Consider the following 20,235-nt stretch of genomic DNA (forward strand, 5'->3'; position numbering starts at 1 on the left):
CCCGTGGAGTATTTTCGCCAAGATGAAGGGAAAGGGCTGCCGCCGCCGGGGGCGTCTAGTTTGCGTCGTCCGGGGTCACGTCGGGGCTGGCGCGCGCGGTGATCCGGGGGGCGGTGCGGCAATCCTGGCGGCAGGGCGGGGCGCGAAATAGCGGGTCTTCCGCCGTCGCGCGGTCGTCGGGGCGGAAGCCGTCCGCGTTGGGCAGGCGTATGGTGGTGAAATTCTGCCGCGTCAGGGTGAAATCCGCGGGCACCAGATCGTTGAGGTTCAGGATATAAGCGGTCAGCGCATAGACCTGATCATCGGTCAGCGACTGGCCCTGATAGGCGGGCATGGCGCGGCGGGTATAGTCGAAAAGCGTCGACAGATGCGGCCAGAACGAGCCCACCGTCTTGGTCGGGCGGTCGGCCTTGAGCGTGCCCTGCCCGCCGGAAAGCGCCGGGTAGCGGCCCAAACCTTCTCCGAAATCGCCGTGGCAGGCGGCGCAGGCCTCGGCGTAGAGCGCCTCTCCGTCGGTCACGCTGCCCTGGCCGGGCGGCAGGCCCGCGCCGTCGGGGCGGATGTCGATGTTCCAGGCGGCGATCTCGGCGCGCAGCGCCGCGCGGCCCACCGGCCCCGCCGCAGCCGGCGGCGCGGCCAGGAGCACGAGGAGCGCCAGCCTAGCCCAGCTCGACATTCGTCACCCCCCCGTCGCGATCGACGGCCCAGGTCTGGGTGCCGTTCATGTGGTAGGCGGAATTGAGGCCCCGAAGCTTGCGCAGCGCCTCCTTGGTGGGCTGGACATAGCCGGTCTGATCCACCGCCCGGCTTTGCAGCATGAGCGGGCGGCCATCCCAATCGATATCGAGATAGAAGCGCTGCAGCGCCTTCGGTCCGGCCGCGCCATCCAGCCGCGCCGCGCGCCAGTTGACCCCGCCGTCCAGCGTGACATCGACCGAGGCGATGCGCCCGCGTCCCGACCAGGCAAGCCCCGAAATGACCAACGGACCCCGGCCGTGGGTGATGGGATTTTCCGGCGCCGGGCTGGTGATGACCGATTTGGCCTCCATCACGAAGCTCATCTCTCGTGCCGTGCCGTCGGCCAGAAGATCGGTGTATTTAGAGGTCTCCTCGCGCTGCGCCCAGGGCGCGTCGCCCAGTTTCAGGCGGCGCAGCCACTTGATCCAGACGTTGCCTTCCCAGCCCGGCACCACCAGCCGCACCGGATAGCCCTGCTCGGCGCGCAGGGCTTCTCCGTTCATGCGAAAGGCGATCATGCAATCGTCAAGCGCCTTTTCCAGCGGGATCGACCGCGACATCGCCGCCGCATCCGCGCCCTCGGCCAGAAGCCAGCGCGCGGCGGGCTTCACCCCGGCGGCCTGCAACACATGGCGCAGACGCACGCCGGTGTAATTGACGTTATGGATCATGCCATGGGTGAATTGTACCCCGTTCATCTGGGGGCCGCGCCATTCCATGCCGGTATTGGCCGCGCATTCCAGGAAATAGCTGTGGCTTTCGCGCGGAAAGCGCATCAGATCGCCCAGCGTGAAGACAAGCGGGCGCTCCACCAGCCCATGGATCATCAGACGGTAGTCTTCGGGCGGGATCTCGGCCACGCCGGCATGGTTGCGCTCAAAACACAGGCCGTTGGGGGTGAGCGTGCCGTCAAGCGCCTGCAGCGGCGTGAAATTCACCGCCGAGATCGTATCGGCCGAGAACCACGGCACGTTGCGGCGCACGACACCGGCCTCGAACCGCACCGGCTGGCCGTAGGGATTGGCCTCGACGCCAACCCCCGGCCCCGCCGTCCAGGGCTGCAGTTCGGTGATCTTCGGATCGGGCGTCCCCTCCCCCGTCCCCGCCCCGGCCCGGCCCGCGACCAGCGCGGCGCCAAGGCCCAGGCCGCCGGTCAGCAGGCGGCGGCGGCGGGGGTCTTTGGGGTCGCCCGCGCCCATGCCGGCCTCAGGTGCCGGTCACATGCACCGTCTTGTTCGGTGCGATGTTCACTTCGGGGTTCTCTTTGAACCAGGCCTCGACCACATCCCAGATCGCCGGGCCCTTGGTGCCCTCGTTCACGCTGGCCCAGCCGGCGACGGTGTAGGATTTGCCCGCCTCGATCGGGCTGCCGTCCTTGAGCAGCTTCATGTTCGAGATCCGCTTGCCCGCGGTCTGGTTCACGTCGATGGCGTAGCTCATGCCGCCCATGCGCACCATGTCGCCGCCCTGCTGGTAATAGGGGTCGGGGTTGAACAGGTTGTCGGCCACCGCCTCCATGATCGACTTCAGCTGCGCGCCGGTCATTTCCGACCGATAGGCCTGCGGATAGGTCATCGCGGTATTGTTATAAAGGTCCTCGCGGGTGATCGCGTCACCCGGGATCAGCGAGGGGCCCCAGCGAAATCCCGGGCTCATGGCGATGTCGGCCTCGCGCTGGTCGATCAGCGCGTTGCAGATCAGATCGTCCCAGGTGCCATTGAAGTTGCCCCGCCGATACAGCAGGTCCCCGGTATGGGCCAGCACCTCGGACAGGTCCTTCTTGTAGGGGGCGCGCTGCTTCTCGATCAGCGCGGCAACCTCCGCGTCGGGCGCGATCACGTCCGAGAAGATCGGGATCAGCTTGTGGCGGAAACCCTTGATCTGCTTGTCCTGAACATCCAGATCCAGCCGCGTCACGAACTTGCCGTTCGAACCCGAGGCGATCAGCATGGTCTTGCCGACCATCACCGGCTCTGGCAGGGCGTCATGGGTGTGGCCGGTCAGGATCACGTCGATGCCCTTGACCTGCTTGGCCATCTTGCGATCGACATCAAAGCCGTTGTGCGACAACAGCACCACCAGATCGGCGCCCTTTTCCTTGACCTCGTCCACCATCGCCTGCATCCGATCCTGGCGGATGCCGAAGCTGAGGCCGGGGAACAGCCATTTCGGGTTGGCGATCGGCAGATAGGGGAAGGCCTGGCCGATCACCGCGATCTTCGATCCGCCGCGCTCGAACATCTTGTAGGGCGGATAGGCGGGTTCCTCCCATTCGCTGTCGAAGATGTTCGCGCCCAGGAACGGGAACGGCAGCGTCTTGACGATCTCGTTCACCCGATCCTTGCCCAGGGTGAATTCCCAATGCGAGGTCATCGCGTCGGGCTTGAGCGCGTTCATCACGTTGACCATGTCCTGGCCATCGGTCTTCAGCACCGTGTAGGAGCCGTGCCAGGTATCGCCGCCGTCCAGAAGCAGGGCGTCGGGCCGGTCGGCGCGGATCGCCTTGATCACGGTGGCCACATGCGCCAGGCCACCCATCTTGCCATAGGTCTTGGCCAGCGCCGAGAAATCCAGATAGGTCAGGGCATAGGCTTCGGGGGTGCCGGGCTTGATCTTGAACAGCTTCAGGAAATCGGCGCCCGTCACATGCGGCGGCAGGCCCTGGTCGGCACCGACGCCCAGGTTGATCTGCGGCTCGCGGAAATAGATCGGCACCAGTTGGCCGTGGATGTCGGTGATGTGGATCAGCGTGACATTGCCGGTCTTGTCGAATTCCAGCAGTTTCTCCTGGCTCAGCTTCTGCTGCGCCGCCAGGCGCGACCAGTTGCCAACCCCCGAGGCCCCCCATAGCGCCGAGGCCGCCACGGTTGCCTGAAGGAAATCACGCCGCGAGATCATGTCATTCTCCTTGCTCGTCCGAAGTCGGGGCGGGGCGCGCCCTGCGTCGCGCACCTTCCGCCCCGATTGTTCCTGCTGAAATGAAAGGGGCGCCCGAAGGGGCGCCCCGGAAGGGTCAGGGGCGTACCGCCACCCCTTCGACCGACAATCCGTTGCCGCGAGAGGCGACGTACAGCTCCAGCGCCGTCAGCTCGGGCGAGCCCTCGGCATAGGTATGCGCGCGGGTGTCGCGGATGCAGCCCTTGAAGCGATTCTGGATCGAGGTCAGCTTGCCGGTCTTCAGCCGGTAGGTCGGGAAGCCGTTGATCTGGCCCTGGGACAGGTGGTCGGCACGGATGTTGTCGCCGTAATGGTCCTCATGGCAATTGGCGCAAGACAGCTGCAACTGGCCGTAACGGGTGTAGTACATCTTCTCACCCTCCTTCCAGTACTTGGCCGCCGGCCCGTCGGTCTGCACATCCATCGGCATGCCGCGCGACTGGACCGAGATCGCCGCCACCATGTCCTGCATGTCGGCGCCGCTCCATTTCCAGGGCTTGGCGCCCATGCGATTGGTGCGGCAGTCGTTGATGTAGTTTTCCATCGACCACAGCACGCCATCCTTGTTGACCTTGGGCATATGCGTGCGCACACCCTTCATCTTGGCCAGGTCGCCGTGGCAAGAGGCACAGGACTTGCCTTCGGTGCCGTCCACATTGGTCCACTCGGTCTCGCCCATCGCCTCTCCGGTCATGCCGGGGTTGTCGATGTCGTCGGTCTCCATCTGCTGGGTGCTGGGCGACCGGAACAGCCAGCCCGAATAGATCTCGCTCAGGCCCGGGATGTTCTTCGGGGCCTTGGTATGCGTGATCATCTTCTCGCCGTTGATCTCCAGCACCTTGGACATGTCGGGGGCCATGGCCTCGTCGGCGCGAGCCACTCCCGCCAGCGCCAACGCCGCCACCGCGGCCACCGCAAGGACCGTCTTCAGTTGGGTTCGCTTCATCCTCTCTCTCCTCCCTGTCGAGCGCGACGTGCGAACCGCTCAGCCGACCTTGACCGGTGCCGTCTTGGTGTAGACCGATCCGTCATCGTCCTTCCAGGTGAAGGTCATCGTGCCGCTCTTGTCGACCTTGGCCTGAAACTGGATATAGGGGTTGGCCGAAATCGCCGGGTCCAGTTCCATCGCGATCACGTTCTGCCCCTCGAAATCGCAGGAGAAGTGATTGATGATCTCGCGCGGGATGGTCTTGCCGGTCTTCTTGTCCTTGCCGAAGCCCGACACCATCGGGTGGTTGATCAGCGTCTTGACGGTAAAGGCCTCGCCGGCCTTGACGGTCGCGGGCACCTTGACCCGAGGTCTGATATCTTTCATGTCCCAATCCCTCCCAGGCTCAGCCGCCGCAGCCGCCGATGGTGACTTTCACGGTCCGCTTCGCCATCGCGAAGCTGCCGTCCTTCATCTTGGCGATCGCCGTCAGATCCTGCGTGCCGGCCAGACGGATCCGGGTCGAGGCGCTGGAACCGCCCGACAGCGGCCCGAAGCTAGCCTTGAACACCTCTGGAAGCGGATTGTTCGGCGCGATGACCAGGATCTCGGTCGCACCGTCGGCCTCAACCTCGACCGGAACGGTGTTGCCGTTCTCGGCGATCTCGGGCGCGGTCAGCTTGACGCCGCTGGTCTTGGGCTTCGCCCCGCCGGTGAATTTCTGGATCGCCGCGTCAATCGCGGCCTGATCGGCTGCCGAGGCAGGCAGCGGCAGCATGGCAAGCGCCGCTCCCCCCGCGCCAAGCGCCATCACATCTCTTCTCGTCAAATTCATGAATGCCTCCGTGTCGCCCGTCGGGCCGTTGTTTGAGGGCTATTGTTTGAGGGTCTGAAGAAAGGCCACCACGTCCTCGACCTGCTGAGCGGTCAACAGTGGCTTGATCTCTTTCGCGGCCTTGCCGGTAAAACCGTCACCCGGGCGGATGTATCCCGATACCTTGTAGAATGAAGGCATCATCGAGCCTTCGAACGTGTGCTTGGCGTCGGTGACGATCCCGCGCAACTGCGCCGCGGTATAGGTATTGCCGACATCCTCGAGCACTGGGCCAATATTGCCCTGGAACTGCACCTTCGACAAAACCGGCACCTGATGGCAGGCCACGCAGTTGCCTTCCGACTTCGTGACGAAGACCTTCTCGCCCCTCGCCGCGTCGCCCGGGACACCGGTCAGGGATTCCGACACCGCCCCCCCGTCGCCGAAAACGACCTTCCCCGGCGGAATGGTTTCCGCCTGGGCCAGCCCCGCCGCGAATAGGCATGCGGCAGCGCATAGCGCGATTTTGCGCGTCATTGGAGTCCTCCCTCAATCCTCCCGCTTGGAAGGCGGCCTCTCCCTGCCGGCCTTCGACTCTCATTGTAATGGAACCGTAATATTACATGCAACATAAAATTCCGAAATTTCGATGTTATGATACATGATATTTCGTTGGCCCGGCACCGAACGAAAGGACTTGCTTTTTGGGTGGAAAAACGCCTTCCAGGCAGGCGATCTTTAGTTATCCGCCGCCGCGCCCTTGCCGTCTTTCATGTATTCCTGCAGGCCCTCGCCCGTTTCATAAGCGCGGTCGAGGACATAGTGCAGCATCCCCAGGGTGGTGATCTTGCCGAAGGCGCCCGGCACCGTCAGAACCGCCGCCTGCGCCGCGGTCTTTCCGGCCGGCACGGTCTGGGGCAGGAAAATCATCGTCGGGGTGAAATTCACCCCCCAGCGGCGCACGGCCTCCTTCTCGGTCAGCACCTTGCCGTCGAAATCGGTCACCTGGGTGTCGCCCCACATGTTGAAGATGTCGACGAAATACTTTTCGGTCAGCAACTTGTGGATCGCCGGATCGGGGAAGACCTCGGTTTCCATCTTCTTGCAATAGATGCAGCCGCGCTGTTCGACGATGATCAGCAGACGCTTGCCCGCGGCGTTGGCCTCCTTCAGGTCGTCGCGCAGGTCCTTGAAGGTCTCCATCTCAAAGCTGGGATGGTAAAGGCCGTCGTCGCCCAGCTTGGGCACATTGGCATTGGCGCCGGCGAACGCCGCCGTCGCGCCAAGCAATGCCGCGCCGGCCAGGATGGCGGCGGTCACAATCTTGGTATGGCGTCGCATGGTGTCTCCTCCCGTCATGCTTGCCTTCCGGGGCCTCCCGCTCCGGCCAGTCTTACTTCAATGTCGTCTCCCAGTTGAAATTGTCGACCAGGAAAGCCGAGATCCAATTGATTGAATCGGTCGCGATCAATACGGCGAAAAGAATCAGCATCGCCCCCATCGCCTTTTCGACATAGCCAAGCGCGGCGCGATGGCGCCCGACCCACGCCAGGAACGGCCGCGCGAACAGCGCCGCCACGACGAAGGGAATGGTCATCGCCAGCCCGTAGACCAGCAGCAGCGTGCCGCCCTTCCACAGATCACCGGCCCCCGCCGCGATCGCCAGGATCGCCGCAAGCGCCGGGCCGACGCAGGGCGTCCAGCCGAAGCCGAAGGCCAACCCCATCACATAGGCGCCGAACACGGTCGAGGGCTCGGTCTTCGCCTCGATGCGCGCCTCGCGGTAGAGCAACGGCACCTTGACCACGCCCAGGAAATGCAGGCCGAAGACGAAAAGGATCGCCGCCGCGACCCAGGCCAGCACCCCCTTCCATTCGGCGAAGAGATGTCCCACCATCGTGACGCTTAGCCCCAGCAGCACGAAGATCGTCGTCACGCCCAGGGCGAAGCCGATCGAACATATCAAAAGCCGTCGCTGCGCCCCCGCGGCGATCGTGCCGCCGCCGCGCAGTTCCTGCATGCTGAGGCCCGCCATGTAGCACAAGTAGAACGGTACCATCGGAAGAATGCAGGGAGACAGGAACGACAAGATCCCCGCCAAAGCCGCCCCGCCGTAGCTGATGTCAAAGCCCATTCGCGCCTGCCTTGCTGTCCCGCGAAAAACACATTACAATCTTTCAATCTATTTTCCGGTGCGTCAATCATGCTCTTCACTCGCCGTTTCCTTCTGACCGCGCTTGGCGCGGCCACGGTGGCCTCCGGTCTTTCCGTCGGGCCAGCCAAGGCGCAAGCCAGCGCGACCCAGGTTCCGAAGGGTCTGGTGCTGGTCATGTTCGAACAGCAAGGCTGCCCATATTGCGCGGCCTGGAACCGCGACGTGGGGCCCACCTATTCCAAGACCAAGGAAGGCCAGGCCGCGCCGCTCTACCGGCGCGACATTCACGATCCGATCCCGTCGGGGATGAAGCTGACCTCTCCGCCCCAGTTCACCCCGACCTTCGTGCTGCTTGAGGACGGGACCGAGGTCGGGCGCATCCAGGGCTATCCGGGGGCGGATTTCTTCTGGGCGCTTCTCGATGGATTGCTGAAGAAAACGAAAGCCGCCCCGCCCAAGGCCTGACGGCGGCCTTGTGAGCATTGCGAGACTCGATTTCCGGGTCACCGCGTGTTAACTACTTGCCGGGTAGATCGGATTTCCGACCCGTGCACGGAAAGGTCAGGAGAAATGGCGTTGGACACCATGCGAGACCACAGCCTGAACCCCGAAGACGCCGCCCTGGCGCATTGCGGAGACCTTTCAGCGGACGAAATGGTGACGCAGGCCGAGGCCGCGTCAAATTTCCTCAAGGCGCTGGCCCATGAGGGACGGCTGATGATCCTGTGCCACCTGTCCTCGGGCGAGAAATCGGTGACCGAGCTGGAAAACCTGCTGGAATCGCGCCAGGCCGCCGTCAGCCAGCAACTGGCACGGCTACGGCTGGAAGGGCTGGTAAGTTCCCGCCGCGACGGCAAGGCGATCTACTATTCGCTGAGCGACCCCAAGGTCGAGCGGATGATCGGCCTGGTCTACGACATGTTCTGCAAGCGCCCCGAGGTGAGCTGACGGCGCCCCGGGCGTCGCCCCCCCACCTCTGGCCTATCCGGTGCCCCTACAGCCGCCCCGGTGCGCGGCGCCACAAGGCGCCGTGCGGCTTGCGTTACTCGAAGGCGGTCGACAATTCCTCGTCCGGCAGTTCGGCCTGACGCGCTTTCTTGGGGCTGCGCAGCAGGAAGGCCAGGAAGATCGCGGCAAAACAGACGATCATCATCAGCTTGAAATCATCGATATAGGAAATCATCAGCGCCTGCTGGTTGACCAGCCCATCGACGATCTTCAGCGTCGCAGGATCGCCCGCCGCCGCCCCCGGCAGCAGCTGTTTCAGCGCCGGCGCGAAGGGGGTTATGTTGCCCACCAGATCGCTATGGTTGACCTGCACGTTGCGGATCAGCACCGTCGACACCACCGAGATCCCGATCGAGGAACCGATGTTGCGCACCAGGCTGAACAGCGCGGTGCCGTCGGTACGGTAGGTCGTGGCAAGCGTCGCGAAGGCCACGGTCGAGAGCGGCACGAAGACCAGCCCCAGCCCCAGCCCCTGGATCACGCCGCTGATGACGATCGGCGCCTCGCCCATCTGCGGCGAGAAGCCGGACATGATGTAAAGCGACCAACCCGCCAGGATCAGCCCCGCGACCACCAGATAGCGCGCATCGACCACCCGCACCAACCGCCCGACCAGCAGCATCGAGATCATCGTGCCGACGCCGCGCGGCGCCATCACCAGACCGGTGGTGATGGTGGGATAGCCGAAGATCACCGACAGCATCGGCGGCAGCAGCGCCAGGCTGGCCAGCAAGATCACCCCGATCACGAAGATGAAGATCAGCCCGGTGACGAAGTTGCGATCGCGGAAGATGTGCGGATCGATGAAGGCCTCGCCTGGCTTCGCGGTCACGATATGGACGATGAAGACCCAGAACCCGGTGATCGACAGGCCCAGTTCGATCCAGGTCTCGACCGAGTTGAACCAGTCAAGCTGGCCGCCGCGGTCCAGCAGCATCTGAAGCGCGCCGACCCCCAGCGACAGCATCGCGAAGCCGAAGAAATCGAAGCCCCGGATCCTGCGCGCCACCCGCGGCAGATAGGCGGCCGAGCCCAGGAAGGCCAGGATACCCACCGGCAGGTTGATGAAGAACACCCAGCGCCAGTTGAAGGTCTCGGTCAGGTAGCCGCCCAGCGTGGGCCCGATGATCGGGCCGACCATGATCCCCGCGCCCCAGATCGCCATCGCCTGGCCGTGACGTTCGCGCGGGTTGATGTCCAGCAGGAAAGTCTGCGACAGCGGTACGATAGCGGCCCCGAACACCCCCTGAAGCAGCCGGAACAGCACCATGACCTCCAGGTTCCAGGCGATGCCGCAGGCCATCGAGAACAGCACGAAGCCGACGATCGAGGCCAGGAACAGCTCGCGCCGGCCGAAGCGGTCGGCCAGCCAGCCGGTCACCGGCGTCATGATCGCGGCCGACACGATATAGGAGGTCAGCACCCAGTTGATCGTGTCCTGGGTGGCGCCGAGGCTGCCCATCATCGAGGGCAGCGCCACATTGGCGATCGTGGTGTCGAGCACCTGCATGATGGTGCCCAGCATGATCGACACCGTGATCAGGCCGCGGTGGGGGATATCCTCATAAGCTTGGGCGGCCATCGGTGATGCCTCAATTCAGGCCGACAAGGCCGCCGATCGCGTCGAGCGAACGGTGATGTTCGGTATCGACCGAGACGCTGGCGCTCATGCCGGTGCGCAGGCCAATCTTCGGATCGGGCGCATCGAGCTGCAGATAGACCGGCACCCGCTGCGTCACCTTCACCCAGTTGCCGGTGGCGTTCTGGGCCGGCAACAGCGAGAATTCCGCCCCCGTCCCGGCACCGATCGCCTCGACCGTGGCCTTGAAGCTGCGGCCCGGGAAGGCATCGAAGCTGACGCTGGCCTTCTGGCCCTTGCGCATATGGGTCAGCTGGGTTTCCTTGAAATTCGCGGTCACCCAAGTGTCGCCGGTCTCGACCAGCGTGAACAGCGGCGCGCCCGCGCCGACGAAGGTGCCGGCCTTGAAATTCGAGGCCTTGTAGATCGTGCCCGCCGCCGGCGCGTGGACCGAGGTCTGCGACAGGTTGTATTTCGCGCGATCAACCTGCGCCAGCGCCGCCATCACCGCGGGATGCCGGTCGGTCGGGATATCGGCCTTGCCCCCCAGCGCCGCCAGCGCCCGGTTCACCGCCTGCGCGGCGGCGGCCTTGGCCTGTTCGGCGCTGTGCAGGTTGTGGCCCGCCGTATCCAGCGCCGAGGTCGCCGCGATGCCCTTCTTTTCCAGTGCCTTCTGGCGATCGAACTGGGTCCGGTAATAGGCGACGCTGTCGGAGGCGCTTTTCAGCTGTGCCTGGGCCTCGGCCAGCGCGGCGCGCGCTTCCTCGACCTGAAGCCGCGCGCTGGCCAGCGCGGCCTGGGCCTGTTCCAGCGCGATGCGATAGGGCGTGGGATCGACCTGGAACAGCAACTGGCCCTTGGTCACATGCTGATTGTCCTGGATCGCCACCTTGGTGACCTGCCCCGATGTGGTGGCGGCGATGGAGACCCGCGCCTGTTGCAGATTGGCATTGTCGGTGCCTTCATAGCGGCCGCCGGTCAGCCAGACGTAGCCGCCCCCCAGCACCAGAACCAGCGGCAGCGACACCATCAACATCCGCCGCTTCGCCTTGCGGCCCTGCCTTGGCTGCGCGGTCTTCGCGCCCGTCGTCATGTCCGTCGGGATCTGCGCCGCGTCCTTCACCTTCACCTCACTTCGCGCGTTCATCTTCGTCGTCCTCTTGCCGCGCCGCCGGGCCACAGGCCGGGGCGCAATCCATCTCCTGAAGGTTGGCCACCACCTGGGTCAGCCCCTCCATCAACGCGGCGCGCTGCGCGGGCGAAAGCCCGGCCAGCGCCTCGTCGTAAACCTCTCCGGCCAGGGCCTTGACCTCCTCGAAGGCCGACATCGCCTTCTCGGTCGCGCGTACCAGCCGCACCCGCCGGTCCTGCGGATCGGGCGAGCGGCATACCCAGCCGCCCTGCTCCATCCGGTCGATCAGCCGCGAAACACTGATCGGCTCGACCTCCAGGAATTCCGCCAGCCGCGCCTGCGCCAGCCCGCCGCTGCGCGCCAGATAGACCAGCGCCCGCCATTGCGACGACGACAGCCCGTAACCCGCGCCGCGCGCCTCGAAGCGGCGGCGCAACAGGCGCGAGGCGTCGTGCAGCAGGAATCCCAATGTGTTCTGTTGAGCCGATTTCATGTGCACGATCTAATATAAGCCTGCTCACGAAGCAAGAGATAAGCAGGCTTATATTAAGCGGGGTATCAGATATGCCGGCGATGCATGGCTGGGGCGCCGTCCGCTGGTCCGAACACGCAAACCGCGCACGGCATGGCCCTGCCCGCCCCCGCCCCGCGCACGAAAAAACCGCGACCCCAAGGGCCGCGGTTTCGTCACGTTCACTTGTCGCGCGTTCAGGCGGCGCGGCTTAGCAGCACGTCGTCGACCTGCTTTTGCGCGTTCAGTTCGTCGGTGCCCGACACCGCGGCAACCTCACGGGTCAGCCGCTCGAGCGCGGCCTCATAAAGCTGACGCTCGGAATAGCTTTGTTCGCGCTGGTCGTCGGTGCGATGCAGGTCGCGCACCACTTCGGCGATCGACAGCAGATCGCCCGAATTGATCTTCTGCTCATATTCCTGCGCCCGGCGCGACCACATCGCGCGCTTCACCCGGGCCTTGCCCTTCAGCGTGTCCAGCGCCTTGACGACGACATCCGGCGTCGAAAGCGAACGCATGCCCACCTCGGCGGCCTTGTTCGTCGGCACCCGCAGCGTCATCTTGTCCTTCTCGAAGGAGATCACGAACAGTTCGAGCTTCAGCCCGGCAATCTCCTGCTCCTCGATCGAGACGATCTTGCCGACGCCATGGGCGGGATAGACCACGAAATCGTTAGGGCGGAATTCGTTCTTCTTGCTCTTGGTCATTCAGTCGCTTCCTCGCACGACGCCCCGCCGGCCCGGACAACAGAGACAACAACACCGCCGCGGCGGAGCGCCCCGGGTGTGTTTGCTCTGCTTCGGACAAAAAAACATCACACAGGCGAGCAGCACTGCGGATGGTAAACGGTCAGGCGTCCAGTTATTTGTGTCACAGATATAACACGGAATCGGGACGAATCAAAGTGGCGCCACAGGCCAAGGCCTCACGCCCGCGTGATACGGCACCCCGCGCGCGTCCTGACGTTGCGTCAGTTGCGCCAGGTAACATCCTTTCGCCCCGGCGAAAATCCCCCCCGCCCCGATCCGGCCCGTGACCACGGCGGCACGGCGCCCGAATCACGTGCTTCGGGCGGTGGCTCAATCGCCCTCGCCCGGCGTCTCGGAGAAATACTTGCTCAGCTTGTCGGGCTCTCCGTCGCGGGCCTCGGCGTCGGGCAGCGGATCCTTCTTGGTCACGATCACCGGCCAAAGCTCGGAATACTTGCGGTTGAACTCGACCCATTTCTCCATGTCGGGCTCGGTGTCCGGACGGATCGCGTCGGCAGGGCATTCGGGTTCGCAGACGCCGCAGTCGATGCATTCGTCAGGGTGGATCACCAGCATGTTCTCGCCCTCGTAGAAGCAATCCACCGGGCAGACCTCGACACAATCGGTGTATTTGCAGGCGATGCAATTATCGACCACCACGTAAGTCATGTGCGGGCTCCGTCCTATGCCGTCGCCCGCGTCCTAGCCTCAAAGCTGGGATCAATCAAGCGGGCCGCGGCGGGTTTGGTCCAGCGCGCGGCGATCTTTCTTGGTGGGGCGTGGGCCGCCGCGCGGCGTCGGGTCCGGCGCCGACGGAGGCGACAGATCCTCGTACAGGGTCTGCGCCTCGGGGGCCGGGCCGCGGCGGGTGCCCAGCGCCAGAAGGCGCACCACCCGTACGCGATCGCCGGCGGTGAAGGTCAGCACATCGCCCGGCGCGACCGCCTGCGCCGGTTTCGAAACCGGGCGGCTGTTCAGCCGCACATGGCCGCCGGAAATCAGCCTGGCGGCAAGCGCGCGGGTCTTGAAGAACCGCGCCTGCCACAGCCATTTGTCCAGCCGGATACTGGCGCGGGCGCCGTCGGCGGCGGCCGGATCCCGGGGCGGAGGCGAAGACGCCCGCGCCAAGATCTACAGCTTGTCCTTCAGCCCCGAAAGCGCGGCGGCGAAGGGATTGTCGGGGTCGATCTTCTTCTCGCGCCGGGGCGGGCGGGCCTCGAAACTGCGGGCCTTGTGCTCGTCCTGCCGGGGGCCCTTGCCGCCCTTGCCACCCTTGCCCCGCGGCCCCTTCGGCCCGGGCTTGCCGCCCTTGCCACGCGGCCCCTCACCCCGGCCTTCGCCGCGGCCCTCGGGATTTCGACGGCCCTGGGCGCCCTGGCCCTGCCCCTGGCTTTCGCCGGGACGGCCGTCGCGGCCCTGATCGTTTCGCTCGCCGCGGCGCCCGCCGGGGCGATGGCCGCGCGGACGCGGCGCCCAGGTGAAGGTATAGAACACCTCCATCTCGGCCGGCGCTTCGGCGGCCTCGGCGGTCAGCGGCCCGGGCATGTCGGGTTCTGGCGTCGGGGGGCTTTCGGGCGGCAGATCGGCGGGCACCTCTTCGGGGCGCTCGATCGGGGCTTCCGCGGGCAGATCGCCGGGCGCCTCTTGCGGGGCTTCGGGCGGGGCTTCGGGCGGCAGATCGGCCGGCGCCTCGCCCGGGACCTCCTGCGGTGCGTCGGGCGGGGTTTCGCCCGGCTGAGGCACACCCTCGGGGGGCAGGTCCTGCGGGGTCTCTGGCGGGGCGTCCGGGGCCTCTTGCGGGGTGTCCGGGGTGGCGGGCTCGGCCGCCTTCAGCTTGACGCGCTCGGCCTTCTCGGCGCGGTAGCCGAGGCCGCCCATGAGATCGACGAATTGCTCCAGCGTCATGCCGGTGATCGACAGCATGTCGGGCGAGGCCTCGAACCCCGCGCGGCTGTCGCGGGCGCGCAGCAGATCCGCCAGCCGTTCCAGCATGTCGATGCGGATCGCCCGCGCCCCGGCCGGGTGATAGCCCGCCAGCGTATAGTCCGAGCGCGGCACCTCATCCACCACCGGGATCGTCACCAGGCCCGGCGGCGGGCTTTCGGGGAAGGTATCGGCGCCCGAGGACAGCGAGGCCAGCACCAGCCGCAGCCGCGTCGGCGCGGGCTTCAGCAGCGCCGGCAGGAAGATCGTGTACTGGCCGAAACGCACGCCATGGCGGCGCAGCATCGCCCGCGCCTCCTGATCCAGCGCCTTGATGTCCGAGGCGATCTCGGCGCGCGGGATCACCCCCAGCGACTCGACCAGCTGGAAGGCCACGCCACGGGCAAGACCCGACAGCGTCTCGTCGCGCTTCAGCGCCAACAGCGGCTCGAACAGCGCGGCCACCTTGCGATCGATGAAATGCTGCAACCGGCGCTGCACCTTCTGGGCCACCTCGGCGCCAGCTTCCTCGTCGACGAAAGCCACCGTCTGAGGCGCCATCACATCAGGCCCGGCGGCCAGCTTGCCCACCGCCGTGTTGCCCCACATCAGCCCGCCCTGTTCGGTAAAGTCGAACTCGGTATCGGCGCTGTTGTAGAAGCGGTCGGCGCGCAGGTGGAATTCCGGCGCCAGCGCCTGCAGCGCGGCCTGGGAAAGGGTCTTGGCCTCTTCCCCGGTCGCTTTCTCGTCCCGGCGAAAGCGGAACCCTTCGATCCGGCCGATATATTCGCCTTCGACCGTTACCTCGCCCTTGTCGTTCACCTCGGCCACGAGGGTCTCCTTCTGCTTCAGCCGCCGCATCAGCACCGATGTGCGCCGGTCGACAAATCTTTGCGTCAGCGCGCCATGCAGCGCATCCGACAGGCGGTCTTCTACCGCGCGCGTCTCTTCGCGCCAATGGCTTTCGTCGTCGATCCAGCCAGAGCGCTGCGCGACATAGGTCCATGTGCGGATGAACGCCAGCCGTTTCGACAAGGTATCGATGTCGCCGGCGGTGCGATCGATCTGCGCCACCCGCCGCGCCAGCCAGTCGGTGGGGATGCGGCCGCCATCATGCACGAAACCGTGGATCCGCGCCAGCAGCCCCGCATGTTCGCCCGCCGAAATACCGCGGAAATCGGGGATCCGGCAGACCTCCCACAGGCGCTTCACGTCCGGGGCGCCGCGTACCCGGTCGCGCACCTCCTCGGTCGCCGCAAGCGCCTTCAGGGCGCGCAGGTCGTCGGCCTCGCGCACGCGGGTCAACCATTCGTCGCCGGTGAAGCTTTCGAGCGAGGCGATCAGCCGATCGGGGCTGCCGAATTCCAGCGCGCCGTTGCGCCAGTGCAACTTGCGCACCGGGGCGAATTGATGGGTCTCGACCGCCTCGATCACCTCCGGATCCAGCGGCCGCGCCTCGCCGGTGACGCCGAAGCTGCCGGGCTGCATGTAGCGCCCCGCGCGGCCGGCGATCTGGGCGATCTCGGGGACATGCAGCGGGCGCATCCGGTGGCCGTCGAACTTCGACAGCGCCGAGAAGGCGATGTGGCGCAGATCGAGGTTCAGCCCCATCCCGATCGCATCGGTGGCGACCAGGTAATCGACATCGCCATTTTGGTAGATATCGACCTGGGCGTTGCGCGTGCGTGGGCTGAGCGCCCCCATCACCACCGCGCAGCCGCCCTTCTGGCGGCGGATCAGCTCGGCGATCGCATAGACATTTTCAACCGAAAACCCTACGATCGCCGCGCGCGTGGGCATCCGGCTTATCTTTTTCGAACCTGCGTAGCTTAATTCCGAAAACCTTTCGCGGGCCACGAACTGCACCCCCGGCACCTGCGCCGCGATCGCCGGGCGCATCGTGTCGGACCCCAAAAGCAGCGTCTCGTGCAGGCCGCGGGCGTTCAGCAGGCGGTCGGTGAAGACATGGCCGCGGTCGGGGTCGGCGCAAAGCTGGATCTCGTCGATAGCCACGAAATCGGCGCCGATGCCCACCGGCATCGCCTCGACCGTGCAGACCCAGTACTGGGTGCGCTCGGGCACGATGCGTTCCTCGCCCGTCACCAGCGCCACCACGGAAGGACCGCGCAAGCTGACGATCCGGTCGTAGACCTCGCGCGCCAGCAGACGCAGCGGCAGGCCGATGACGCCGGTGCGATAGGCCAGCATCCGCTCGATCGCGTAATGGGTCTTGCCGGTATTCGTCGGCCCAAGGACCGCCGTCACCCTGCCCGGGCGCTGCAACATGGGATTGCCTTAGATTTCCTCGCCCTCGGCCTTCCTGGTCAGCCGGGCGATCGCCTGGTTTACCGACGGCTGATGCGGGTCGATCGCCGCCGAGGCCTTGTAGGCCGCCAGCGCCTTCTTGTCGAATCCGCTGTCTTCGAGAATCATCCCCAGCCCCGCCAGCGCACCGAATTGATGCGGGTTCAGTTGCAGCGCATGGCCCAGATCGGCCAGCGCCGGGCCGAACAGGCCGGCCTCGTAATAGGCCATCGCGCGCATGTTGTAGCCTTCGGCGAAATCCGGCGCATGGTCGATCAGCGCGGTCAGATGGTCGATCGCGGCATCGGTATTGTCCGCGCCAAGCGCCTTGCGCCCGCGTTCCAGCAGCAGATCCATCGCCGAGGACCCCGACGACGACCAGGCGCGCAGCAAATCGGACTGCGCCTTGCGCCAGATGCTGGGATCGCTGGATTTCAGCTCCTTCAGCAGGCGCGGGATATCGGGCCGGGCGATTTCGGCGGCCGAGGCCTGCGCCGTGGCCGGGCCGGCGAAAGCCATCGCCAGAATGCCTGCCGCAAGGATATGGTTGAGATATCTGCCGCGAGTTCCCATAACGGGACAGAGTGTAGCCCAGACGCCGGGAAAAGCCAGTGGCTCCGGCGCCACAGACCGGAGGAATAAGATGAGCGACGTGATCGACGGGGCCGTGGCCGCCCTGCAAAACAAATTGTCGGGCGGCTTCGACGGCACGGCGAAGTTCGTGATCCCCGGCGAGGGCGCGCTGATGATCGACGGCGCCGGTGTGCGCGCGGGCGACGAAGAGGCCGATGTGACGCTGACCGCCGACGCCGAGACCTTCAAGGCGATCCTCGACGGCGAGCTGAACCCGACGGCGGCCTTCATGGGCGGCAAGCTGAGCGTTGACGGCAACATGGGATTGGCGATGCAGCTGGGTTCGGCCCTGGCCTGAGCCATGGCCAACCCCGCCGCCCCGACCCCGGACCGGCCTCTGGCCCCGTCTCTGGCCCCTTCTCTGGCCGCAGCGCCATCCTTTGCCCCTTCGCCCGCGCCGTTTCATGCCGCGGTCGCGGGCGGGCCCGCGCCCGAGCATTGTCTGTGGCTGACCGCCGATGACGGCGTGCGGCTGCGGGCGGGATATTGGACGGCCGGAGACCGGGGGACGGTGCTGCTGCTGCCCGGCCGCAGCGAATATGTCGAGAAATACGCCGGCGCCGCGGCCGAACTGGCCGCGCGCGGCTATGCGACGGTCGCGACCGACTGGCGCGGCCAGGGCCTGGCCGACCGGCTGCTGCCCGACCGCGACACAGGCCATGTCGGGCGTTTCATGGACTATCAGCGCGATCTGCGCGCGGTCCTGAACAGCCTGCCCGCCTTGGGCCTTGAGGGGCCGCATTACCTGCTGGCGCATTCCATGGGCGGTGCGATCGGGCTGCGGGCGCTGCACCAGGGGCTTGCGGTGCGCGCCGCGCTGTTTTCGGCGCCGATGTGGGGTATCGCCATGCCGCGCGGTATGCGCCCCTTGGCCTGGGGGCTGTCCTACGCCCTGCGCCATCTCGGCCTGGGCGCGCGCTACACCCCCGGCGGCGGCCCGGCCACCTATGTGCTGGATGCCCCCTTCGAGGACAACCAGCTGACCACCGACCCCGAGATGTACGCGATGATGCAGGCCCAGGTCCGCGCCCATCCCGAACTGGCCCTTGGCAGCCCCAGCATGCGCTGGCTGAACGAGGCGCTGCGCGAATGCCGCCAGTTGCGGCGCCTGCCGCCGCCGCCGCTGCCGATGCAGACCTTCCTGGGCAGCAACGAGCGCATCGTGTCGGCCGCCGCGGTCGAGGCGCTCGCGGCGCGCTGGCCCGGTGGACGGCTGGAGCGCGTGCCCGGCGCCGAGCATGAGATCATGATGGAGCAGCCGGCAACGCGCGCCCGTTTCTTCGACGCCGCGGCGGATCTGTTCGGCGCACAGGCCTAGCGGCCGGCGCGGCGGCGGGATCGCCGCCCCCTGCCCGCCCGAGAGATTTCCACCGACACGAAGGCAGGAAGCTGATTGGTTTTGCGGCCCCGCCGGCATCGGAGCGCCGCCGATGGCGCCCGGGGCCGCGCCGGTCCCCTTCAGACGGTGTCGAGATAGACCTCTAGCCGCTCTTCGGGGGTAAGTTCGGCCATGTAATGCAGCTCTTGCCGCTTGGTCAGCACGTAGTTGCGGATCAGTTCGGGCGGGAAGATCCGGGCGACGGTTTCGGAGCGCTCGAAATCGTCGATCGCCTCCTGCCAGTCGGCAGGGATCTGCGGCAGGCCCTGGGCATAGGCATTGCCGGTGATCGGCGCGGGCGGCTCGATGCGCTCCTCGATGCCGATCAATGCCGCGCCCAGGATCGCGGCCAGCATCAGATACGGGTTCACGTCACCGCCCGACACGCGGTGCTCGACGCGCCGCGCCGCCGGGTTGCCGGCCGGGATGCGCAGTGCCGCGGTGCGGTTCTCGTAGGCCCAGGCGATCGAGGTGGGGGCGTGCATCTCGGGCACCAGGCGCTCATAGCTGTTGGCGTGCGGCGCGAAGATCAGCCCGCATTCGTGCATCGCCGCAAGGCAGCCGCCGACCGCATGGCGCAGGGTGTCCGACCCTTTCGGCCCGCCGTCGTCGAAGACGTTCTCACCCTCGGCATCGATCAGCGAGAAATGCGTATGCAGCCCGTTGCCGGCATATTCGGCATAGGGCTTGGCCATGAAGGAGGCGGCGAACCCGTGGCGCCGCGCCAGCCCCTTGACCAGCATCTTGAACAGCCACGCGTCATCGGCGGCGCGCAGCGCGTCGGCGGTGTGGACCATGTTGATCTCGAACTGGCCCAGCCCGGTTTCCGAGATCGCGGTATCGGCGGGGATATCCATCGCCTCGGCCGCGTCGTAGAGATCGGTGAAGAAGGCATCGAAGGCGTCGAGCGCCCGGATCGACAGCGTTTCGGCCGCCTTGCGCCGCTTGCCGGACCGGGGCGACAGCGGCACCTGCAGCTTGCGCCCGCTGTCGTCGATCAGGAAGAATTCCAGTTCGGTCGCCACCACCGGGGTCAGGCCGTGGCGGCGAAAGCCGCGCAGCACGCCCGCCAGCGCATGGCGCGGGTCGCCGTCATAGGGCTGGCCGTTCTCGCGATACATCCAGATCGGCAGCAGCGCGGTCGGCGCGTCCAGCCAGGGCATCGGCACGAAGCCGCGTTCCGTCGGGCGCAGCACCCCGTCGGCGTCGCCGGCGTCGAAGATCAGGGGGCTGTCGTCGATATCCTCGCCCCAGATGTCGAGGTTGAGCACCGACAAGGGAAAGCGCGTGCCCTCGGCCACCACCTTGTCGGCGAAGCGCGCGGGGATGCGCTTGCCGCGGGCCTGGCCGTTGAGGTCGGCGGCCGCGACGCGGATGGTGCGCACCTCTGGATGTTTGCGAAGCCAGTCTTTGGTCGGGATATCAGAGGGCATGGGTGTCTTCCGT

22 protein-coding genes are annotated in these 20,235 nt (G+C 66.3%); 4 read left to right on the forward strand and 18 right to left on the reverse strand.

What is annotated here, in order from left to right; genetic code table 11:
* Nucleotides 1-55: 55 nt before the first annotated feature.
* The 9 genes from BLV97_RS06565 to BLV97_RS06605 form a co-directional block, all read right to left on the reverse strand.
* Nucleotides 56-676, reverse strand: a complete 621-nt coding sequence (locus tag BLV97_RS06565) for a c-type cytochrome (protein WP_035844134.1) — start codon at nucleotides 674-676, stop codon at nucleotides 56-58.
* Nucleotides 660-1,937 carry a sulfite dehydrogenase gene (soxC, locus tag BLV97_RS06570; protein WP_035844131.1) on the reverse strand — a complete coding sequence of 426 codons (1,278 nt, stop codon included), beginning with the start codon at nucleotides 1,935-1,937 and terminating at the stop codon, nucleotides 660-662. The genes BLV97_RS06565 and soxC overlap by 17 nt, the downstream gene beginning before the upstream one ends.
* Nucleotides 1,938-1,944: 7 nt before the next feature.
* Nucleotides 1,945-3,636 (reverse strand): thiosulfohydrolase SoxB, encoded by a 1,692-nt coding sequence (gene soxB, locus BLV97_RS06575; protein WP_035844129.1) that lies wholly within the window; start codon nucleotides 3,634-3,636, stop codon nucleotides 1,945-1,947.
* A gap of 115 nt (nucleotides 3,637-3,751) precedes the next feature.
* Nucleotides 3,752-4,621, reverse strand: coding sequence for a sulfur oxidation c-type cytochrome SoxA (gene soxA, locus BLV97_RS06580; RefSeq protein WP_035844128.1), 870 nt, complete (start codon nucleotides 4,619-4,621; stop codon nucleotides 3,752-3,754).
* A gap of 39 nt (nucleotides 4,622-4,660) precedes the next feature.
* Nucleotides 4,661-4,990 carry a thiosulfate oxidation carrier complex protein SoxZ gene (soxZ, locus tag BLV97_RS06585; protein WP_035844124.1) on the reverse strand — a complete coding sequence of 110 codons (330 nt, stop codon included), beginning with the start codon at nucleotides 4,988-4,990 and terminating at the stop codon, nucleotides 4,661-4,663.
* 19 nt (nucleotides 4,991-5,009) lie between these two features.
* Nucleotides 5,010-5,438: a thiosulfate oxidation carrier protein SoxY gene (soxY, locus tag BLV97_RS06590; RefSeq protein ID WP_035844123.1), complete on the reverse strand. Its 429-nt coding sequence runs from the start codon at nucleotides 5,436-5,438 to the stop codon at nucleotides 5,010-5,012.
* A 39-nt stretch (nucleotides 5,439-5,477) separates the two neighbouring features.
* Nucleotides 5,478-5,954: a sulfur oxidation c-type cytochrome SoxX gene (gene soxX / locus BLV97_RS06595; RefSeq protein WP_035844120.1), complete on the reverse strand. Its 477-nt coding sequence runs from the start codon at nucleotides 5,952-5,954 to the stop codon at nucleotides 5,478-5,480.
* Nucleotides 5,955-6,155: 201 nt separating this feature from the next.
* Nucleotides 6,156-6,758, reverse strand: a complete 603-nt coding sequence (locus BLV97_RS06600) for a thioredoxin family protein (RefSeq protein WP_035844117.1) — start codon at nucleotides 6,756-6,758, stop codon at nucleotides 6,156-6,158.
* Nucleotides 6,759-6,810: 52 nt separating this feature from the next.
* Nucleotides 6,811-7,551, reverse strand: coding sequence for a cytochrome c biogenesis CcdA family protein (locus BLV97_RS06605; protein ID WP_035844111.1), 741 nt, complete (start codon nucleotides 7,549-7,551; stop codon nucleotides 6,811-6,813).
* A 69-nt stretch (nucleotides 7,552-7,620) separates the two neighbouring features.
* Here BLV97_RS06605 and BLV97_RS06610 point away from each other — a divergent pair, with 69 nt between their 5' ends.
* Both BLV97_RS06610 and BLV97_RS06615 read left to right on the forward strand, forming a co-directional pair.
* Nucleotides 7,621-8,037, forward strand: a complete 417-nt coding sequence (locus BLV97_RS06610; protein ID WP_210184769.1) for a thioredoxin domain-containing protein — start codon at nucleotides 7,621-7,623, stop codon at nucleotides 8,035-8,037.
* A gap of 189 nt (nucleotides 8,038-8,226) precedes the next feature.
* Nucleotides 8,227-8,520 carry an ArsR/SmtB family transcription factor gene (locus BLV97_RS06615; protein WP_373296445.1) on the forward strand — a complete coding sequence of 98 codons (294 nt, stop codon included), beginning with the start codon at nucleotides 8,227-8,229 and terminating at the stop codon, nucleotides 8,518-8,520.
* A gap of 94 nt (nucleotides 8,521-8,614) precedes the next feature.
* Here the strand turns inward: BLV97_RS06615 and BLV97_RS06620 are convergent, their stop codons facing one another.
* From BLV97_RS06620 to BLV97_RS06655, 8 genes are all read right to left on the reverse strand, one after another.
* Nucleotides 8,615-10,162 (reverse strand): MDR family MFS transporter, encoded by a 1,548-nt coding sequence (locus BLV97_RS06620; protein WP_051646153.1) that lies wholly within the window; start codon nucleotides 10,160-10,162, stop codon nucleotides 8,615-8,617.
* A gap of 10 nt (nucleotides 10,163-10,172) precedes the next feature.
* Nucleotides 10,173-11,306 (reverse strand): HlyD family secretion protein, encoded by a 1,134-nt coding sequence (locus tag BLV97_RS06625; RefSeq protein ID WP_035844103.1) that lies wholly within the window; start codon nucleotides 11,304-11,306, stop codon nucleotides 10,173-10,175.
* Nucleotides 11,290-11,784, reverse strand: a complete 495-nt coding sequence (locus tag BLV97_RS06630) for a MarR family winged helix-turn-helix transcriptional regulator (protein WP_051646152.1) — start codon at nucleotides 11,782-11,784, stop codon at nucleotides 11,290-11,292. Before BLV97_RS06630 ends, BLV97_RS06625 begins: the two co-directional genes overlap by 17 nt.
* Before the next feature lie 215 nt (nucleotides 11,785-11,999).
* The gene (locus BLV97_RS06635) at nucleotides 12,000-12,509 is read right to left on the reverse strand and encodes a CarD family transcriptional regulator (protein ID WP_035844102.1); all 510 of its coding nucleotides are present in this window, start codon (nucleotides 12,507-12,509) and stop codon (nucleotides 12,000-12,002) included.
* Nucleotides 12,510-12,881: 372 nt separating this feature from the next.
* Nucleotides 12,882-13,220, reverse strand: a complete 339-nt coding sequence (gene fdxA, locus BLV97_RS06640; protein ID WP_035844099.1) for a ferredoxin FdxA — start codon at nucleotides 13,218-13,220, stop codon at nucleotides 12,882-12,884.
* A gap of 51 nt (nucleotides 13,221-13,271) precedes the next feature.
* Nucleotides 13,272-13,679, reverse strand: a complete 408-nt coding sequence (locus tag BLV97_RS06645; protein ID WP_373296444.1) for an RNA-binding S4 domain-containing protein — start codon at nucleotides 13,677-13,679, stop codon at nucleotides 13,272-13,274.
* 3 nt (nucleotides 13,680-13,682) lie between these two features.
* A complete protein-coding gene (locus BLV97_RS06650; RefSeq protein WP_035844096.1) occupies nucleotides 13,683-16,760 on the reverse strand; it encodes a helicase-related protein in 3,078 nt (1,025 codons plus the stop codon).
* A 9-nt stretch (nucleotides 16,761-16,769) separates the two neighbouring features.
* Entirely contained in the window at nucleotides 16,770-17,297 is a 528-nt protein-coding gene (locus BLV97_RS06655; RefSeq protein WP_244520978.1) for a tetratricopeptide repeat protein, read from the reverse strand.
* Between the two features lie 124 nt (nucleotides 17,298-17,421).
* Between BLV97_RS06655 and BLV97_RS06660 the strand changes: the two genes are divergently transcribed.
* Together BLV97_RS06660 and BLV97_RS06665 are read left to right on the forward strand one after the other, a co-directional pair.
* Entirely contained in the window at nucleotides 17,422-17,709 is a 288-nt protein-coding gene (locus BLV97_RS06660) for an SCP2 sterol-binding domain-containing protein (RefSeq protein ID WP_035844089.1), read from the forward strand.
* A 3-nt stretch (nucleotides 17,710-17,712) separates the two neighbouring features.
* Nucleotides 17,713-18,729 carry an alpha/beta fold hydrolase gene (locus BLV97_RS06665; protein ID WP_081825110.1) on the forward strand — a complete coding sequence of 339 codons (1,017 nt, stop codon included), beginning with the start codon at nucleotides 17,713-17,715 and terminating at the stop codon, nucleotides 18,727-18,729.
* 140 nt (nucleotides 18,730-18,869) lie between these two features.
* On the opposite strand, the gene BLV97_RS06670 is transcribed toward BLV97_RS06665, so the two are convergent.
* On the reverse strand, nucleotides 18,870-20,222 hold the full coding sequence (locus BLV97_RS06670) for a glutamine synthetase family protein (protein ID WP_035844083.1): 1,353 nt from the start codon (nucleotides 20,220-20,222) through the stop codon (nucleotides 18,870-18,872).
* Nucleotides 20,223-20,235 lie beyond the last annotated feature (13 nt).

This window comes from Allgaiera indica (assembly GCF_900106675.1).
Lineage (GTDB): Bacteria > Pseudomonadota > Alphaproteobacteria > Rhodobacterales > Rhodobacteraceae > Acidimangrovimonas > Acidimangrovimonas indica.

What these genes read in the sequence shown, in the direction of transcription:
- BLV97_RS06565 (WP_035844134.1), bottom strand. Translation starts at nt 676, where the DNA reads ATGTCGAGCTGGGCTAGGCTGGCGCTCCTCGTGCTCCTGGCCGCGCCG.
- soxC (WP_035844131.1), bottom strand. Translation starts at nt 1,937, where the DNA reads ATGGGCGCGGGCGACCCCAAAGACCCCCGCCGCCGCCGCCTGCTGACC.
- soxB (WP_035844129.1), bottom strand. Translation starts at nt 3,636, where the DNA reads ATGATCTCGCGGCGTGATTTCCTTCAGGCAACCGTGGCGGCCTCGGCG.
- soxA (WP_035844128.1), bottom strand. Translation starts at nt 4,621, where the DNA reads ATGAAGCGAACCCAACTGAAGACGGTCCTTGCGGTGGCCGCGGTGGCG.
- soxZ (WP_035844124.1), bottom strand. Translation starts at nt 4,990, where the DNA reads ATGAAAGATATCAGACCTCGGGTCAAGGTGCCCGCGACCGTCAAGGCC.
- soxY (WP_035844123.1), bottom strand. Translation starts at nt 5,438, where the DNA reads ATGAATTTGACGAGAAGAGATGTGATGGCGCTTGGCGCGGGGGGAGCG.
- soxX (WP_035844120.1), bottom strand. Translation starts at nt 5,954, where the DNA reads ATGACGCGCAAAATCGCGCTATGCGCTGCCGCATGCCTATTCGCGGCG.
- BLV97_RS06600 (WP_035844117.1), bottom strand. Translation starts at nt 6,758, where the DNA reads ATGCGACGCCATACCAAGATTGTGACCGCCGCCATCCTGGCCGGCGCG.
- BLV97_RS06605 (WP_035844111.1), bottom strand. Translation starts at nt 7,551, where the DNA reads ATGGGCTTTGACATCAGCTACGGCGGGGCGGCTTTGGCGGGGATCTTG.
- BLV97_RS06610 (WP_210184769.1), top strand. Translation starts at nt 7,621, where the DNA reads ATGCTCTTCACTCGCCGTTTCCTTCTGACCGCGCTTGGCGCGGCCACG.
- BLV97_RS06615 (WP_373296445.1), top strand. Translation starts at nt 8,227, where the DNA reads ATGGTGACGCAGGCCGAGGCCGCGTCAAATTTCCTCAAGGCGCTGGCC.
- BLV97_RS06620 (WP_051646153.1), bottom strand. Translation starts at nt 10,162, where the DNA reads ATGGCCGCCCAAGCTTATGAGGATATCCCCCACCGCGGCCTGATCACG.
- BLV97_RS06625 (WP_035844103.1), bottom strand. Translation starts at nt 11,306, where the DNA reads ATGAACGCGCGAAGTGAGGTGAAGGTGAAGGACGCGGCGCAGATCCCG.
- BLV97_RS06630 (WP_051646152.1), bottom strand. Translation starts at nt 11,784, where the DNA reads ATGAAATCGGCTCAACAGAACACATTGGGATTCCTGCTGCACGACGCC.
- BLV97_RS06635 (WP_035844102.1), bottom strand. Translation starts at nt 12,509, where the DNA reads ATGACCAAGAGCAAGAAGAACGAATTCCGCCCTAACGATTTCGTGGTC.
- fdxA (WP_035844099.1), bottom strand. Translation starts at nt 13,220, where the DNA reads ATGACTTACGTGGTGGTCGATAATTGCATCGCCTGCAAATACACCGAT.
- BLV97_RS06650 (WP_035844096.1), bottom strand. Translation starts at nt 16,760, where the DNA reads ATGTTGCAGCGCCCGGGCAGGGTGACGGCGGTCCTTGGGCCGACGAAT.
- BLV97_RS06655 (WP_244520978.1), bottom strand. Translation starts at nt 17,297, where the DNA reads ATGGCTTTCGCCGGCCCGGCCACGGCGCAGGCCTCGGCCGCCGAAATC.
- BLV97_RS06660 (WP_035844089.1), top strand. Translation starts at nt 17,422, where the DNA reads ATGAGCGACGTGATCGACGGGGCCGTGGCCGCCCTGCAAAACAAATTG.
- BLV97_RS06665 (WP_081825110.1), top strand. Translation starts at nt 17,713, where the DNA reads ATGGCCAACCCCGCCGCCCCGACCCCGGACCGGCCTCTGGCCCCGTCT.
- BLV97_RS06670 (WP_035844083.1), bottom strand. Translation starts at nt 20,222, where the DNA reads ATGCCCTCTGATATCCCGACCAAAGACTGGCTTCGCAAACATCCAGAG.